Annotated in this window: 12 protein-coding genes; 2 read left to right on the top strand and 10 right to left on the bottom strand. The window is 56.9% G+C overall.

The window, feature by feature from the left end:
* Nucleotides 1-2: 2 nt before the first annotated feature.
* Together QP982_RS05425 and QP982_RS05420 are read left to right on the top strand one after the other, a co-directional pair.
* Nucleotides 3-1,991, top strand: coding sequence for an ATP-dependent DNA helicase (locus tag QP982_RS05425; RefSeq protein WP_284870310.1), 1,989 nt, complete (start codon nucleotides 3-5; stop codon nucleotides 1,989-1,991).
* Nucleotides 1,992-2,173: 182 nt separating this feature from the next.
* Nucleotides 2,174-3,757 carry an AMP-binding protein gene (locus tag QP982_RS05420; RefSeq protein WP_069359083.1) on the top strand — a complete coding sequence of 528 codons (1,584 nt, stop codon included), beginning with the start codon at nucleotides 2,174-2,176 and terminating at the stop codon, nucleotides 3,755-3,757.
* Here QP982_RS05420 and QP982_RS05415 read toward each other — a convergent pair.
* The 10 genes from QP982_RS05415 to QP982_RS05370 form a co-directional block, all read right to left on the bottom strand.
* Nucleotides 3,748-4,551 carry an aminoacyl-tRNA hydrolase gene (locus tag QP982_RS05415; RefSeq protein WP_048732996.1) on the bottom strand — a complete coding sequence of 268 codons (804 nt, stop codon included), beginning with the start codon at nucleotides 4,549-4,551 and terminating at the stop codon, nucleotides 3,748-3,750. The two genes, QP982_RS05420 and QP982_RS05415, sit on opposite strands and share 10 nt — an antisense overlap.
* On the bottom strand, nucleotides 4,551-5,843 hold the full coding sequence (serB, locus tag QP982_RS05410; protein ID WP_049193346.1) for a phosphoserine phosphatase SerB: 1,293 nt from the start codon (nucleotides 5,841-5,843) through the stop codon (nucleotides 4,551-4,553). The genes QP982_RS05415 and serB overlap by 1 nt, the downstream gene beginning before the upstream one ends.
* A gap of 278 nt (nucleotides 5,844-6,121) precedes the next feature.
* Nucleotides 6,122-7,822, bottom strand: a complete 1,701-nt coding sequence (gene ctaD / locus QP982_RS05405; RefSeq protein ID WP_005511131.1) for an aa3-type cytochrome oxidase subunit I — start codon at nucleotides 7,820-7,822, stop codon at nucleotides 6,122-6,124.
* 330 nt (nucleotides 7,823-8,152) lie between these two features.
* A complete protein-coding gene (gene nrdF, locus QP982_RS05400) occupies nucleotides 8,153-9,169 on the bottom strand; it encodes a class 1b ribonucleoside-diphosphate reductase subunit beta (RefSeq protein WP_016422253.1) in 1,017 nt (338 codons plus the stop codon).
* 338 nt (nucleotides 9,170-9,507) lie between these two features.
* Nucleotides 9,508-10,953: an MFS transporter gene (locus QP982_RS05395; protein ID WP_016422252.1), complete on the bottom strand. Its 1,446-nt coding sequence runs from the start codon at nucleotides 10,951-10,953 to the stop codon at nucleotides 9,508-9,510.
* Between the two features lie 50 nt (nucleotides 10,954-11,003).
* Complete coding sequence (gene deoD / locus QP982_RS05390; RefSeq protein WP_016422251.1) at nucleotides 11,004-11,729, bottom strand: purine-nucleoside phosphorylase; 726 nt, start codon at nucleotides 11,727-11,729, stop codon at nucleotides 11,004-11,006.
* 235 nt (nucleotides 11,730-11,964) lie between these two features.
* On the bottom strand, nucleotides 11,965-14,109 hold the full coding sequence (gene nrdE / locus QP982_RS05385; RefSeq protein ID WP_172620253.1) for a class 1b ribonucleoside-diphosphate reductase subunit alpha: 2,145 nt from the start codon (nucleotides 14,107-14,109) through the stop codon (nucleotides 11,965-11,967).
* A gap of 174 nt (nucleotides 14,110-14,283) precedes the next feature.
* Nucleotides 14,284-14,706 (bottom strand): class Ib ribonucleoside-diphosphate reductase assembly flavoprotein NrdI, encoded by a 423-nt coding sequence (gene nrdI, locus QP982_RS05380; protein ID WP_049181994.1) that lies wholly within the window; start codon nucleotides 14,704-14,706, stop codon nucleotides 14,284-14,286.
* Between the two features lie 85 nt (nucleotides 14,707-14,791).
* A complete protein-coding gene (gene nrdH / locus QP982_RS05375; protein WP_005511161.1) occupies nucleotides 14,792-15,016 on the bottom strand; it encodes a glutaredoxin-like protein NrdH in 225 nt (74 codons plus the stop codon).
* Between the two features lie 566 nt (nucleotides 15,017-15,582).
* Nucleotides 15,583-15,828 (bottom strand): transposase (locus QP982_RS05370; protein ID WP_502870633.1); only part of this gene is annotated, 246 nt, incomplete at its 5' end.

Below are 15,828 nucleotides of genomic sequence, written 5' to 3'. Positions count from 1 at the left end.
GCATCGAAGCTCTTCTCGATGCGGCAGTGAAGGGACTCGGCGGAACGACTCGACCGAATCAGGTCAAAATGTCCCGGTCGGTGGCCTCCGCCTTTGCGCGCGAGCGGCACCTAGCGGTACAGGCAGGCACCGGTACGGGTAAGTCGCTGGCCTACCTGGTGCCTGCCATTGTGCAAGCAATGGAGTCCGACGAGTCTGTAATCGTTTCCACGGCGACCATTGCGCTGCAACGCCAGCTGGTCGAACGCGACTTGCCGCGGCTAGTCAGTTCGCTAGAGCCACACTTGTCCCGCACGCCAACCTTCGCAATCCTCAAGGGCCGCTCGAACTACCTGTGCAAGTCCAAGGTCGGAAATGTCATCAAAGATCCCGTCATGGACGGTGATGAATCCGAGCAGGCCAGCTCAGGTGACGCCGTTGGCCCCACTGCCCTCCTCAGCGAAGCGCAGCTCAGCCGAACCGCTGCCGAGGTCATGCGGCTACGCGAGTGGGCCAATGACACCGACACCGGCGACCGCGACAGCCTGGACAAGGGCGTTTCCAACGAAGCCTGGCGGCAGGTCTCCGTCACGGCTCGCGAATGCGTCGGTGCCATTTCCTGCCCTTTCGGCGAGGAGTGTTTCGCCGAACAAGCCCGCCGCGAGGCCTCCAACGTTGACATCGTTGTCACCAATCACGCACTGTTGGCCATCGATGCGCTCTCCGACGCCATGATTTTGCCGCAGCACGACTGCGTTGTCATTGACGAGGCTCACGAGCTCGACGGTCGAATCACCTCTGTTGCCACCGACGAGCTCTCCCCTGCCGGTATCACCATGATGGCCCGGCGCGCCCGCAAATTCGGAGCCGCAGAGCAGGTGGATGATGTCACCGATGCCACGGATCTACTCGGCGAGACCGTCGCATTGCTTGCCGACGCCTACAGCGGCGCACTCGAAGAAATTCCCGGTGAGCTTGGAGCGGCGCTAGCTTCGCTCCGCGATAGCCTGTGGCAACTACAGACCACGCTAGGCACCTCTAGTTCAGGCAGCTCTGGCGGGTCGGGCTCCGGTGGTTCGAGTTCTGACTCTGACAACACTGAGCGCCAGACCGTCCGCGCTGCCGTGGAGAATATGCACGACACAGTCGTGCGAATTCTAGAGTTCAGTAGCGACGATGTCGTATGGCCTGGCGAGAACAAGACAGTTTATGTCGCTCCCCTGTCCATCGCAGCACTGCTTCGCGAACGCCTCTTCGGCGAATCCACCGTCGTTTTGACCTCAGCAACACTTGCTCTTGGCGGCAAGTTCGATGCCATGGCCGCCGCTTGGGGGCTTCCCTCCGGTGGGTGGGATGGCTTGGACGTCGGCACGCCCTTTGACCCGCAGAAATCTGGCATCCTCTACGTCGCACGCGACCTGCCACGACCTGGACGCGACGGCGCCACACCGGAGCAGTTCGCGATCATGGAGCGCCTCATCCGCGCCGCTGGTGGGCGAACGCTCGGGCTGTTTTCTTCTCGCCGAGGCGCCGAGGCAGCGGCGGAGGAAATGCGCAAGCGCCTGCCTTACGACGTGCTGTGCCAAGGCGATGACTCTATCGGTGCTCTGGTTGATCGCTTCGCAGCTAATCCGCAGACATGCTTGTTTGGCACGCTGACGCTGTGGCAAGGCGTCGATGTTCCTGGCCCATCGCTATCGTGTGTCATCATCGATCGCATCCCGTTCCCCCGCCCCGACGACCCGCTTTTGTCCGCGCGCTCCGATGCGGCTAATGCCGCTGGCCGAAACGGTTTTATGGAGGTCTCAGCGACACATGCAGCGCTGCTGATGGCGCAGGGTTCTGGTCGTCTGCTACGCCAAGTCGATGACCGCGGGGTTGTTGCGGTACTGGATTCACGGTTGGCTACTGCACGCTATGGTTCCTGGATTGCCGCGTCGATGCCTGACTTCTGGCGGACGACCAACCTGGATATTGCGGCTGGAGCGTTGCAGCGGCTGACCCAAAGCTGATTCAGAGGGGGCTGTCTGGGCTCACGAGGTGACGCTGGATTAGGCATAGTTTCTGGAAAAAATCCCACGCTTTTCTATCCAATACATTATTGTGATGTGAAACACAGCACTGCTACAGTGCCCGAGCTAATGAAGCAGGACACTTGGCAGCCGTGCACGAGATTAGAAAGGCGATTTCCTGCATGCCCCTTTCCAGCAACCTCCCCGACATCGACATCCCGGAGACCTCACTCTTTGAGTTCCTCTTCGGAGAAATTGAGCCACGTCACCAGGACAAGCTTGCAATCGTTGACTCAGGCTCCGAGGTCACCTTCGGTGATCTGAAGGCCAGCATTGAGAAGTTTGCGGGTGCGCTGGCAGCACGTGGGATTAAGAAGGGCGACGTTGTGGCTCTCCACTGCCCCAACTCGACAACCTTCGCGGTCGCTCTTCACGGTGTCCTACGCGCGGGGGCTGTCTGCACGACGGTCGCATCGCTGGCAACTGCGGAGGACATTGAAAACCAACTCCGGATGTCTGACGCGAAGATGATGCTAACGACCTCCTCAATCGGTTGGGCTGGCGCCCACGGCGCTGAGGCTGCTGGTCTGCCGGAAGAGATGATTATCGGCCTGACGGGTCTCCACGGCATGGGCGAGCTGCTTGCCGAGGGGCACGGCGCCCCGGACGTCGACGTATCACCCGATGACGTTGCCGTGATTCCGTTTTCCTCGGGAACCACCGGTGTACCGAAGGGCGTCCAGCTCACTCACCGCAACTTGGTGGCCAACGTCGCTCAGGCGGGTGGAGCTACAGTCAACGCGCTGACCGAGGACACCCCGGCTGTCACTATCCTGCCGTTTTTCCACATCTACGGCCTGACTGCGCTGCTGAATCTGTGCCTGTGGCGCCGCACGACGCAGTACACCATGGGCAAGTTCGACCTCGTCGATTTCCTGTCCATCATCGCCGAGCACAAGGTGAAGTTCGCGTTCATCGCACCACCTGTAGCTGTGGGCCTGGCCAAGCACCCAGCTGTCGATTCCTTTGACTTGTCCAGCCTGGAGACAATCTTCTCGGGTGCCGCTTCTCTCCAACTTGACCTCGCGGAACAGGTGGAAAAGCGCCTTGACTGCGTGGTCGCACAGGGCTTCGGCATGACCGAGTCCTCGCCAGCAGCCCACATCCGCATCGGCCACGATAGTCCGCTGGACTCGATCGGTCGCGCAGTCCCCAACACTCAGTACAAGATTGTCAACCTCGACTCCGACAGCTTTGAGGAAATCCCGGTTCCCGCCGAGGGGCGCTCGGAGGCAGGTGAGCTATGGATTCATGGTCCACAGGTGATGAAGGGCTACCTCAACAACCCGAAGGCGACGGCAGAGACGCTTGTCGACGGTTGGCTGCGTACCGGCGACGTTGCGGAACTCGACGAACACGGGAATGTGTACATCGTCGACCGCTTCAAGGAACTGATTAAGTACAAGGGCTACCAGGTTCCGCCGGCCGAGCTCGAGTCCGTGCTGCTCAGCCACCCGGATATTGCCGATGCCGCCTGCAGTGGTGTCGTTCGCTCCGACGGCGAGGAGATTCCTAAGGCTTACGTCGTCATCAAGGCGGGCGAGCAGGTGACTGAAGACGAGATTATGGACTACGTCGCCGACCGCGTCGCACCGTACAAGAAGGTGCGAGCAGTCGAGTTCATGGATGAAATCCCGAAGTCGGCGACGGGCAAGATTCTGCGCAAGGATCTCAAGGCCATGGAGGCAGCACGCGCTCAGTCGTGAGTTACTGCCCCAGGGGTCACCGCCACGGTGACTGAACCGGGAGCAATCTCGGTAAACCCGGCATCCTGAACCTCAACCGCGCGGAGCTCTGGCGCTGGCCACTGCTCCCGCGGTACTTCTTTCACATCTAACGCATAACCACTTTGCGCCCACGCCCAAGCGTCCTCGACCGACAGACTGGCCGCATAGAGCATTGAGCCGTGTCCAACTTGCGCGGCCACCTTTCCTACGGACATATTCAGGTTTTTGTCCACCCAAATCACTGGCGGAGCAAAGGTGTCAGCGCTCTCATGGTCGCCCGGGGCGCCGGGAGATGTGTTCTCCGGGTCGTCGTAAGGCAAATCGGTGCCGGAAATTTGTAGTTTGGCAATCTCCGGGTAGGTTTCGTCGACAGGAGTTGGCACTAGTGCGCGAGCTTGCGCGCCGTCGACGTCCACGGTGACACCCGGTGCAAGCTGAGCGCGTTGCCAGCCGATATTGCGAGCGCGACGTGTGAGCTTGCGGATGCGCGCACCGTACCAAGACGCCAGACCTTGTTGATAGGCAGAAGTGTCATCGCCTGCGCGTTCGTCCAGGCAACAAGCAACAACAGCCATCGCGGCAGCGCGGAGCAGCGCAGTGCGCGAGGGGCGTTCCTTCTTCGGAACCTCAAGCACAATAGCCATTGCCCACGGCACATCCTCGCCGTGGTCTTCCCTATCAGGTTGCGGCAGGAGATTATGGGCGATACGGAACCACTCCGGTACCGATGATGCGTCCGTGACAGCTGGATCCTTGTGATCCTCGCGTTGCACTACTGCTCCAACGGCACGCGGCGGAAGGTGCCATCTTCGCGGTCGGCATCGTCGATTTCATCGCGGGAAATGCCCAGCATGAACAGAATCGAGTCCATGAATGGAACGTTGACGGACGTGTCAGCGATTTCCTTCAGCGCCGGCTTGGCATTGAAAGCAATACCAAGGCCTGCGACCGACAACATATCGATGTCATTGGCCCCATCGCCGACCGCAACGGTCTGATGCATCTGAAGCCCCGACTCTGCGGCGAACGTCTTGAGGCTGCGGGCCTTCTCCTGCCTATCGACGACATCGCCGACCACGCGTCCAGTCAGCTTTCCGTCCTCGACCTCGAGGGTATTCGCCTTGTAAAAGTCCAGACCGAGATCCTTTGCCAGCGGCTCCAAGATCTGGATAAAGCCACCGGAGACAGCACCACACTTGTAACCGAGGCGCTTCAGCGTGCGGATCGTGGTGCGGGCGCCTGGAGTCAGCTCGATGGAGTTAGTGACTTCCTCTAGGACACTGACCGGCAGGCCAGCCAGAGCCTTAACTCGCTCATGCAGTGACTCGGCGAAGTCCAGCTCACCGCGCATAGCGCGCTCTGTAACCGCTGCAACCTCCGCCTCGCGACCAGCATGGGCGGCCAGCATCTCAATGACCTCACCGGTAATCAAGGTCGAGTCCACATCGAAACAAATCAAGCGCTTGGAGCGGCGTTGCAAACCAGCGCGTTCAATTGCGATGTCAATGTCCTGGTCCTGTGCAAGCTCGGCCAGTGCCTTACGCAGCGGAATGCCCGCACCCGGCTTCGGGTCCGGAATAGAGACCAGCAATTCCAGGCCAGTGACTGGGTAGTCAGCAATACCGCGAATGGAATCGATGTTTGCACCGTAATCAGCAAGAGTGCGGCCGATACGGGAAATATCCTCAGCGTTGACCGGATTGCCCAACACGACAAGTGCGTGGGTGGAGCCATCGCTGCGCTCAATCGGGGCATCCAGCTGGAAACTGACAGTCATGCCGTGAGGCTTCAGTGTTTCAATGAGTCCCTCACGGAGAACACCGACCTTTTCTTCTGTGACACCAACAAGCGCACCGAGGCTCAGATTAGAGCGGAACACCGACTGTTCCACATCCAAAATTTGAACTCCGTGGGCCGCGAGCACGCGGAAGAAAGCTGCGGAGACACCCGGGCGGTCTCGGCCAACAGCGGTAATAAGCACCGGAGCTAGTCCCGGTGCCAACGAAACCGATAGAGCATCGGTATCTACAGACTGACTGGGAGAGATAATTACCTGTTCATTCACCAATCCAGTATCGCATGAAGCCCCGGCAGAGTGCTCATCGCATAGTGGGATTCCGCACTTCAGTGGGTGGCCAGTGACAGGCGCTAGCCATCGCCCTGCTCTCTTGCCCTTCTGGCGCTCCCTGCCCCCCCCTGCTCTCCCTGCGCTCTCTTACTGCCTCTTCCCTAGGAAAGACTCTCAAAGACAAGACTAAGGCCCCATCACGGAGAACCGTGATGGGGCCTTAGCTTCGCGTAGTTATTAACTCAGAGTTGCATCAGCCATGTAGCCACTAGCTCTTAGAGCTGACGACCAACGTGGGCCTCTGCGCGCTGACGCTCAACCATGTGCGGGTAGTGCAGCTCGAACGCCGGGCGCTCCGAGCGGATGCGCGGCATCGAGGTGAAGTTGTGGCGCGGCGGCGGGCAAGAAGTAGCCCACTCGAGGGAGTTACCGTAACCCCACGGGTCATCAACAGTGACGACCTCACCGTAGCGCCAGGACTTGAAGACGTTCCAGACAAACGGGATAACAGACAGACCCAGGATGAACGCACCAACGGTGGAGATCATGTTCAGGGTGGTGAAACCGTCAGTCTCGAGGTAGTCGGCGTAACGACGCGGCATACCCTCGTTACCCAGCCAGTGCTGGACCAGGAAGGTCAGGTTGAAGCCGATGAAGGTCAGCCAGAAGTGAACCTTTGCCAGCTTCTCGTCGAGCATACGACCAGTCATCTTCGGGAACCAGAAGTAAACGCCCGAGTAGGAAGCGAAGACCAGGGTACCGAACAGGGTGTAGTGGAAGTGCGCCACGACGAAGTAAGTATCAGAGACGTGGAAGTCCAGCGGTGGGGAAGCCAGCATAATACCGGTCAAACCACCGAACAGGAAGGTCACGATGAAGCCGAGAGCGAAAGTCATCGGAGCCTCGAAGGTCATGTGGCCACGCCACATGGTGCCCATCCAGTTGATGAACTTAACACCGGTCGGGACCGAAATCAGGAAGGTCATGAACGAGAAGAACGGAAGCAGAACGCCACCGGTCACGAACATGTGGTGTGCCCACACAGCCATGGACAGACCTGCAATAGACAGGGTTGCGAAGACCATACCTGCGTAGCCGAACAGCGGCTTACGGGAAAAGACCGGAACGACCTCGGTGATGATGCCCACGAACGGCAACAGCAGGACGTAGACCTCTGGGTGACCGAAGAACCAGAACAGGTGCTGCCACAGCATTGCGCCACCGTTTGCCGGGTCGTAAATGTGACCGCCCAGCTTACGGTCGTACAAAACACCAAGAGCAGCTGCAGTCAGAATCGGGAAGATCAGCAGAGCCAGGATCGAGGTAACCAGGATGTTCCAGGTGAAGATTGGCATACGGAACATGGTCATGCCTGGTGCACGGAGGCACAGGACAGTGGTGGTCATGTTAATGGCGGAAGCGATGGTACCGACACCACCAACACCGACACCGACAATCCACAGGTCAGAACCGACACCCGGAGAGTGAATCGGGTCAGACAGCGGGGAGTACATGGTCCAACCGAAGTCAGCAGCACCACCCGGGGTCAGGAAGCCCGACAGCATCAGAATGCCACCAATGGTGGTCAGCCAGAAGCCGAAAGCGTTCAGACGCGGGAAAGCCACGTCCGGAGCACCAATCTGAAGTGGCAGAATGTAGTTAGCAAAACCCCAAACAATCGGGGTACCGAACAGAAGCAGCATCACCGTGCCGTGCATGGTGAACATCTGGTTGAACTGCTCGTTAGAAAGGAACTGAAGTCCTGGGGCGAAGAGCTCAGCACGGATAAGCAGAGCCATCAGACCGCCGACAAAGAAGAACGAGAAGGACATAATGATGTACATGATGCCCAGCTTCTTGTGGTCGGTCGTGGTCAGCATTTCCCACGCCCAGCTGCCCTTACGCTCATGTCCGAACGGCTGCGGCCGTTCCGGCGCTACAACGCCATGATCTGGACGAGGCGCTACTGCAGTCATTCTTCCTCCTTACTACGCGAAGATTTCCTGTAACTCACTACAGGGATTTTAAGTTTTGTCCTTGTGAGAATAGTGCAGGCGAGTACGCGACGGCGAACCCACCTACCGCTATGTGCCAGATTCTAGTCTGAACCTTGGAAAAAGTTAAGGCTAAGGGATTTTCCGGCTCACTTCCCCACTCAGCTAAGCACACTATTAGTTTCCTGAGAATTGTCTTAACCTGGGCTAACGCCTATTTAGCAGGAACCGTCGAGGCTAGGACTACTACCCCCGTGTGTGTGCTGTCACCAGAGTGAGGCTCGATGCGGAATGTTCCCTACACCTGTGCTTTTAGAAGTCCCAGTCCTCATCCTCGGTTACTTCAGCCTTACCCATGACGTAGGAAGAGCCGGAACCCGAGAAGAAGTCGTGGTTTTCGTCAGCATTCGGCGACAGGGCCGACAGGATCGACGGCGAAACGCGAGTCTCGTCGGCCGGGAACATACCCTCGTAGCCCAAGTTGTTTAGAGCCTTGTTGCCGTTGTAACGCAGGAAACGCTTGACATCCTCGGTCCAACCGAGTTCGTCGTACATCTCTTCGGTGTACTGAATCTCGTTGTCGTAGAGATCAAACATGAGGTCGAAGGTGTAATCCTTCAGCTCGTCACGTTCGGCCTGGGTCAGACGCTCCAGGTTGCGCTGGTACTTGTAACCGATGTAGTAACCGTGAACTGCCTCATCACGAATGATTAGGCGAATAATGTCCGCGGTGTTAGTCAGCTTGGCGTGGCTGGACCAGTACATCGGCAGGTAGAAGCCCGAGTAGAACAGGAAGGACTCCAACAAAGTGGAAGCGACCTTCTTCTTCTGCGGATTATCGCCCTCGTAGTAGTCGAGGATAATCTTGGCCTTCTTCTGCAGGTACTCATTCTCCTCGCCCCAACGGAACGCATCCTGAATCTCAGGAGTCGACGCCAGCGTCTGGAAAATCGACGAGTAGCTCTTTGCGTGCACCGATTCCATGAAGGCGATATTGGTGTACACAGCTTCCTCGTGCGGAGTCAGCGCATCCGGGATGAGCGATACTGCACCAACCGTGCCCTGGATGGTGTCCAGCATGGTCAGACCAGTGAACACGCGCATCGTGGTGCGCTGCTCCAGTGCGTTGAGCGTATTCCAGCTCTTGATGTCATTCGACAGCGGCACCTTTTCCGGCAACCAGAAGTTACCGGTCAGACGATCCCAAACCTCGAGATCCTTATCATCAGGAATCGTGTTCCAGTCAATAGCCGCAACTGGGCATGCACGCGACTCTGGATTCTTCTCACGGTGGGCCGGAGTCGAGGGTGGGCAATCATCGAAACTCACGTGGAAACCTCTCCCTTTTTCATTGATATTGCCGTTTTCCGAACACACCTTATATATAAGGAACGTCCTTCACTCTTTATGAGTCCAAAACAGCGGCTGCAGCGGTGGCTATTCCAGCCTTGTCCCACTACAAAACGTCAGGCTCCCGATGAAAGGAGCCACTACCCTTAGCAGCTTACCCACACCCGCATTATTAAGCACGTGGCCTAGAAGAAATCGCCCCACTTGCCGATTCTTGTTCCCGGCACCCCTCCCCTAACCCCACGTCACACAAAGAAAAAGGTGCTTGACGACGCAATGTCCGTCGTCAAGCACCAAGCGCAAGATGTTGCGCGAACCTAGGCGTGAACCTTCTCTCGGTTTTCCGCCGTGTCGTTGATGATGCGGTCGGAGATGACGTACACCAGCAAACCTACGACAGCCATGAGCGCGAGCAACCAAGCGATGGTAGCGGAGACCCCTTCTGCTTCAGACTGCGCGATGGAGAGGGTGCTGAAGAAGGCCGGTCGAGAATCAACAAGCATGGCCGTTAACGCGATGCCAACCGGGACGGCAATGTTGATCGTCAGATTGTAGAAACCGATTGCAACACCGGACTTGGCGGCAGGAATGTTCTGCAGTGCGGTCGCGACCAACGGCGCATACATGAGCGCGAACCCTGATGGGAACAGAATCATGGAGACGATAACCGTGGCAACACCGGCCCCCGGCAGCACTGCGGGGATGAGCAACGCCACGATGATGATGCTGATAGCCGCGACAATGGCCTGCTTCGAGGGCAGGAACTTGGCAACCTTGCCAGACATTACACCGACGATGACAGCGCAGAGGTAGCCCGGCGCGAGGATATAGGCAGCACCGTCGAGGTTGATGCCATAGAGCTCGTCGACCATATACGGCAACAGAATGGCCGAATACCCCAACTGGACCATGTAAACCACGAGCACAACAATCAGCGCGCAAACGTAGCGAGCATTGGTAAAGAACGACGGGCTGACCACGGCGTTGTCATGTGTCCGGATGTGCCAGACAAAGAGCGCGACGCCCAGCGCAGCGGCAACCAGCCACCACCATTGGAACTGCTGCATGAACAGCATCACCGCAGTGGCGATGACCGCGATGAGGAACAGGCCAAAGATATCCAGGTGACTCTTCTGCTGCTGCTCCTCCGGAACTGTCTTGATCAGGAACGGAATGGCAACAATCAGAATGAGCGAAATCAGGAACATAGCCGGCCAGGAAATGTAGGTAGCCACGATTCCCGAGGTCAACGTTCCAATCAGCAGCGCGGCTTGGAAGGCCGCGGTGGAAAAGCCGAGGTAGGTTTTCTGATCTTCTGGGCTTAGGTACTTGGTGACATAGATGACGTAGAGTGTCTCAGCCGCCGCCAGGCCCGCAGTTTGAATAATGCGGGCAGTAAGCACGATTGGCCATACTCCCTGGAAGAAATAACCCAGTAGAGAGCCCACGGCGACGAAGCCGATACCGACAATCATCAATTTGCGGATACTGATGCTGTCCGCCAATGCGGCGTACACCACCGCTCCAATGCCAATCAAGATACCGGCGAGTGTCGCCTGCAGACTGGCCGTGGAGACACTGAGGTCCAGAGATTCCGCAATCGGCTTGGTCATGAACTTAAAGCCATTGTCCAAGACCAAACAGAATACAAAGGAAAACAGCAAGACCGGGACTGCGGCCTTAGGGTTTGGCGCGGCAGCCTTGGACGCTGCGCTTTCACGGGGATTCACGTTCAAGCTGGTATTGCTGGCGGGATTGCTCATCGCACTGTACCTATTTCACACTTCAAGCCAATTGATTGCGGACCAGGACACTAGAGTCGAGCCAGCGGCAATGCCAGCTCCATCATCGTCGTGAAGGCCTTCTCACGTTCTTCCGGAGTGGTCTTTCCACCGGTGACGATGTTGTCCGACACAGTGAAGATTCCCATGGCCTCCACACCGGCCTCGGCGGCAGTGGCATAAAGGCCAGCAGATTCCATCTCCACCGCCAGCACACCCATGCGTGCCCAACGGTCGTTCACATCATCCTGGAAGTTGTAGAAAATATCGCTGGACAAGATGTTGCCGACGTGTGTAGTGATGCCCTGCTCGCGGGCACGATCGCGAACATCTTCAATCAGACGGAAAGATGCGGACGGGGCGAACGTTCCCGGCAAGTTGTACTGCGATAGAAAATTGGAGTCAGTCGACGCCGTCTGGCCGATAACCACGTCATACAGATCCAGCTCCGGCTGCAACGCACCGCACGAACCGACGCGAATCAGCTTCTTGCAGCCGAAAACATGGATAAGTTCCCAGGAGTACAGCGAGATAGACGGAATGCCCATACCGGATCCCATGACGGACACTTCCTGCCCCTGGTAGGTGCCGGTAAAGCCCAACATGTTGCGAACTTTGTTGAACTGAACGACATCGTCCAAATAGGTCTCCGCAATGAACTTGGCACGCAGCGGGTCACCTGGCAACAAAATGGTTTCTGCAATCGGCGCACCCTTTGGGTTGATGTGTGGAGTGCTCTTACCAGTGGTATCGGACATGGCTTCCAGCCCCTTCCCCCACTAGCCGTGGGTGAAAATTATGCGAACATTGGTGTACCACTGCCCAGGTTAATTACCTGGATTACAACCGTCAATAGTGATATTTACATTTGTTCCCAATTGGGTGGAGTGACGAAAAAGGCGCGAGAATCTCCCGGCAAAACTCGGGGAAATTCTCGCGCCTTCAATGCGCTACAACTGAAGCACTAGATGCCTAGCCCTCAAGCACGCTTGCTTAAAGCATGCAGGATACGCAACCCTCGACCTCAGTACCCTCCAGCGCAACCTGACGCAGGCGGATGTAGTACAGAGTCTTAATACCCTTGCGCCATGCGTAAATCTGCGCACGGTTGAGGTCACGAGTGCTCACCGTGTCCTTGAAGAACAAGGTCAGCGACAGTCCCTGGTCAACATACTTGGTAGCGACCGCGTAAGTGTCAATGATCTTCTCGTAGCCGATTTCGTAGGCGTCCTGGAAGTACTCACGGTTGTCATTGTCCAAGTGCGGAGCCGGATAGTATACGCGACCGATCTTGCCCTCCTTGCGAATCTCAATCTGAGATGCAATCGGGTGAATCGACGAGGTCGAGTTGTTGATGTAGGAAATCGAACCGGTCGGCGGCACTGCCTGCAGGTTACGGTTGAACAGGCCGTACTCCATGACGTCGGCCTTCAGTTGCGCCCAGTCCTCAGCGTCCGGAATGTGCGCGGTGGAGTTCTCGAAGATCTCCTTGACGTGCTGAGTCTTCGGCTGGAACTCTGCCGGATCGAAGTTATCGAAGTACTTGCCGCTGGCGTAGTCAGAGTTCTCAAAGTTGACGAACTTCTGACCGCGCTCGCGAGCAATCTTGTTGGATGCGCGCAGGACTGCGTAGAGCACTGCTGCGAAGTAGGCGTTGGTGAAGTCCAGGCCCTCTTCCGAGCCGTACATAATCTTCTCGCGGCCAAGGTAGCCGTGCAGGTTCATCTGCCCCAGGCCGATGGCGTGAGATCCGTCGTTGCCCTTGCGAATCGATGGCACCGAGTCAATAGAAGTCTGCTCACTGACCGCAGTCAGGCCACGGATGGCAGTCTCGACAGTGCGACCAAAGTCCGGCGAGTCCATGGTCATCGCAATATTCAGCGAACCGAGGTTACAGGAAATGTCCTCACCCACGTGCTCGTAGGACAGGTCCGCATTGTAGGTCGACGGGGTGTTGACCTGCAGAATCTCCGAGCAGAGGTTCGACATGTTAATGCGGCCCTCAATCGGGTTCGCGCGGTTAACCGTGTCCTCGAACATGATGTACGGGTAGCCGGACTCAAACTGAATCTCAGCGATGGTCTGGAAGAACTGACGCGCGTTGATCTTCTGCTTACGAATACGCGGGTCCTCGACCATATCCGCGTAATTCTCGGTGATGCTAATGTCCGCGAACGGCTTACCGTAGACACGCTCGACATCGTACGGGCTGAAGAGGTACATGTCGTCGTTACGCTTGGCCAGCTCGAACGTGATGTCCGGAATGACAACGCCGAGCGACAGCGACTTGATGCGAATCTTCTCGTCCGCGTTCTCACGCTTGGTATCCAGGAAGCGCATGATGTCCGGGTGGTGCGCGTGCAGGTAGACAGCGCCTGCTCCCTGGCGAGCACCCAGCTGGTTAGCGTAGGAGAAGGAGTCCTCCAGCAGCTTCATAACCGGGATGACACCGGAAGACTGATTCTCGATGTGCTTAATCGGAGCGCCCTGTTCACGCAGGTTGCTCAGCAGCAGCGCCACACCACCGCCGCGCTTGGACAGCTGCAGCGAGGAGTTGATGGCGCGGCCAATGGACTCCATGTTGTCCTCGATACGCAGCAGGAAGCAGCTCACCGGCTCGCCGCGCTGGGCCTTACCAGAGTTGAGGAATGTAGGAGTAGCAGGCTGGAAGCGTCCGGCGATGATCTCATCAACCAGGTGCTGCGCGAGCCCCAAGTCGCCGTCGGCAAGCGTAAGAGCAACCATGCACACACGGTCTTCGTAGCGCTCCAAGTAACGCTTGCCGTCGAAAGTCTTCAGCGTGTACGAGGTGTAGTACTTGTAAGCACCCAGGAAAGTCTGAAAACGGAACTTGTGGGCGTAGGCCTGCTTGAACAGCGCCTTGACGTCCTCAAATTCGTACTTCTCCAGAACCTCAGCCTCGTAGTAATGGTTCTCTACCAGATAATCGAGCTTCTCCCGCAAGTTGTGGAAGAACACAGTGTTCTGATTGACATGCTGCAAGAAGAACTGCCGCGCAGCCATGCGGTCTTTATCGAACTGAATCTTGCCGTCTTCACCGTACAGATTCAGCAGCGCATTGAGCGCGTGGTAATCCAGCTTGTCCTCACCCACCGGCTCCGCGACCTGCTTGCCCATTTCCGACACGTTGACTCCTTTAATATTCATTTGCCTGCACAGGGTCTGTTCCAACACTGCCCAGAGCAATCCAATCTAGCTATTTTCCTCGCACACCGCTTTACGACGGCTTCCGCGAGCGTATCCATTCGGTTGTCCTCAGTGCCCCTTCCCTCGGCACTGAGGCTTGCCAACTTAGGCGCTGGCTCTACCGTGGAAGAATTCCTCTAGCCCTTCTCGGACTCGCCGCACATCGTGGTCGGTTCCCATCAGCTCGAAGCGATATAGATATGGAACCTTGCACTTGTAGGAGATGACATCCCCTGCTTTACAGAAGTCCTCACCGAAGTTGAGATTGCCGGCAGCAATCACACCTCGGATGAAAGAGCGGTTGTGCTCATTATTAAGAAATTTGATGACCTGCGGAGGAACTGGCCTTGAGTTACCACCGCTGATGGAAACGCCACCACCATAAGTCGGACAAATGAGGACATAGGGCTCATCGACGATAAGCTCCGGCTCATTACGACGGATGGGAATGCGGGCATTTTTGATACCTAGCTTTTCAACAAACTTGTGTGTATTCCCCGTCGCCGAGGAGAAATACACCACCAGCATGAGAGCTTCACCCTTTACATCGCAAAACCCCCGCAATCTTCGCTTCCCGGGTGGTCAACGAAATCTGCGGAGAGGTGTGTGATTCTTACGCTGCCTGGAGAGCCTTGATGCGATCCGGACGGAAACCCGACCAGGTCTCAGTGCCAGTGTCAACGACCGGCGCCTGGAGGTGACCGAGAGCCATGACGTAGTCCCGAGCCTCATCGTCCATGGTGATGTCGACGATATCGTAGGCAATTCCAGCCTTATCGAGGGCACGAGTGGTAGCGCGGCACTGGACACATGCAGGCTTGCTGTAAACGGTAACCATGACTCTCACAAACTTTCTGGCTTTGGGTAAGACCAATGAATCGGATCGACTTCGTACAAACAACGGAAGCGGCCGAGGAATCAGCGGATTGGTTGAATGACCGAAAGCTCCCAGGGTTCATGAGAAACCGAGTACGGGTGGCAGACAGGTCCTTTTAGCTCTCCTTGGCTCGACATCGAAAACACTACACTTGGTGCCTAGAAAACTCTAGTCATACTAGATGTAGTACTCACAACCATGGTATTCCCTGTTCGGAGATCTCTGGCGCACAAGATGTTGTACACAGACGCACCACAACCTTGTAATTTCACGCTAAAAATTCTAGAAAATCGTAGAAAAACAACTATCGGTGGATTTTGGTTAAACCAATTACTGCATGACGCCCCGCAGCCGACCGCACCGATTCCAGGCGCCGCAGTGTCCCCGCCCTGCCTTTGTCCCTCCCCTACCCAACTTCGGATTCCGCAGCGATCTCAAAAATCGCGGGCTGCACATATGAACACGGGCTGCACATATGAAACTGTATGAGTTTATGACACTTTCAAGCCAATTTTCGGGCGGTAGGGTCAGGCGGTCATTGCATCATGGATAACACCAGAGATTACCTCCCGAGGAGTTAACCCGTCGAGCACGACTCGCGGCCGGTTATTCAGCAATGCTTCGGCCTCGGCGACCTCTTGGTCGGTGACATCGGTAAAGTTGGTGCCTTTGGGGAAATAAAACCGGATATCCCGATTCATCCGCTCATTGCTACCTCGCTGCCACGGCGAATGCGGATCGGCGAAAAACACCTGGATATTCTCCGCGACAGA

The organism is Corynebacterium sp. MSK019 (genome assembly GCF_030232425.1).
In the GTDB taxonomy this organism is placed as follows: Bacteria; Actinomycetota; Actinomycetes; order Mycobacteriales; family Mycobacteriaceae; genus Corynebacterium; species Corynebacterium jeikeium_D.
Note: the sequence above shows the minus strand (reverse complement) of the source record. Positions and strands in the feature narration are given on the sequence as shown.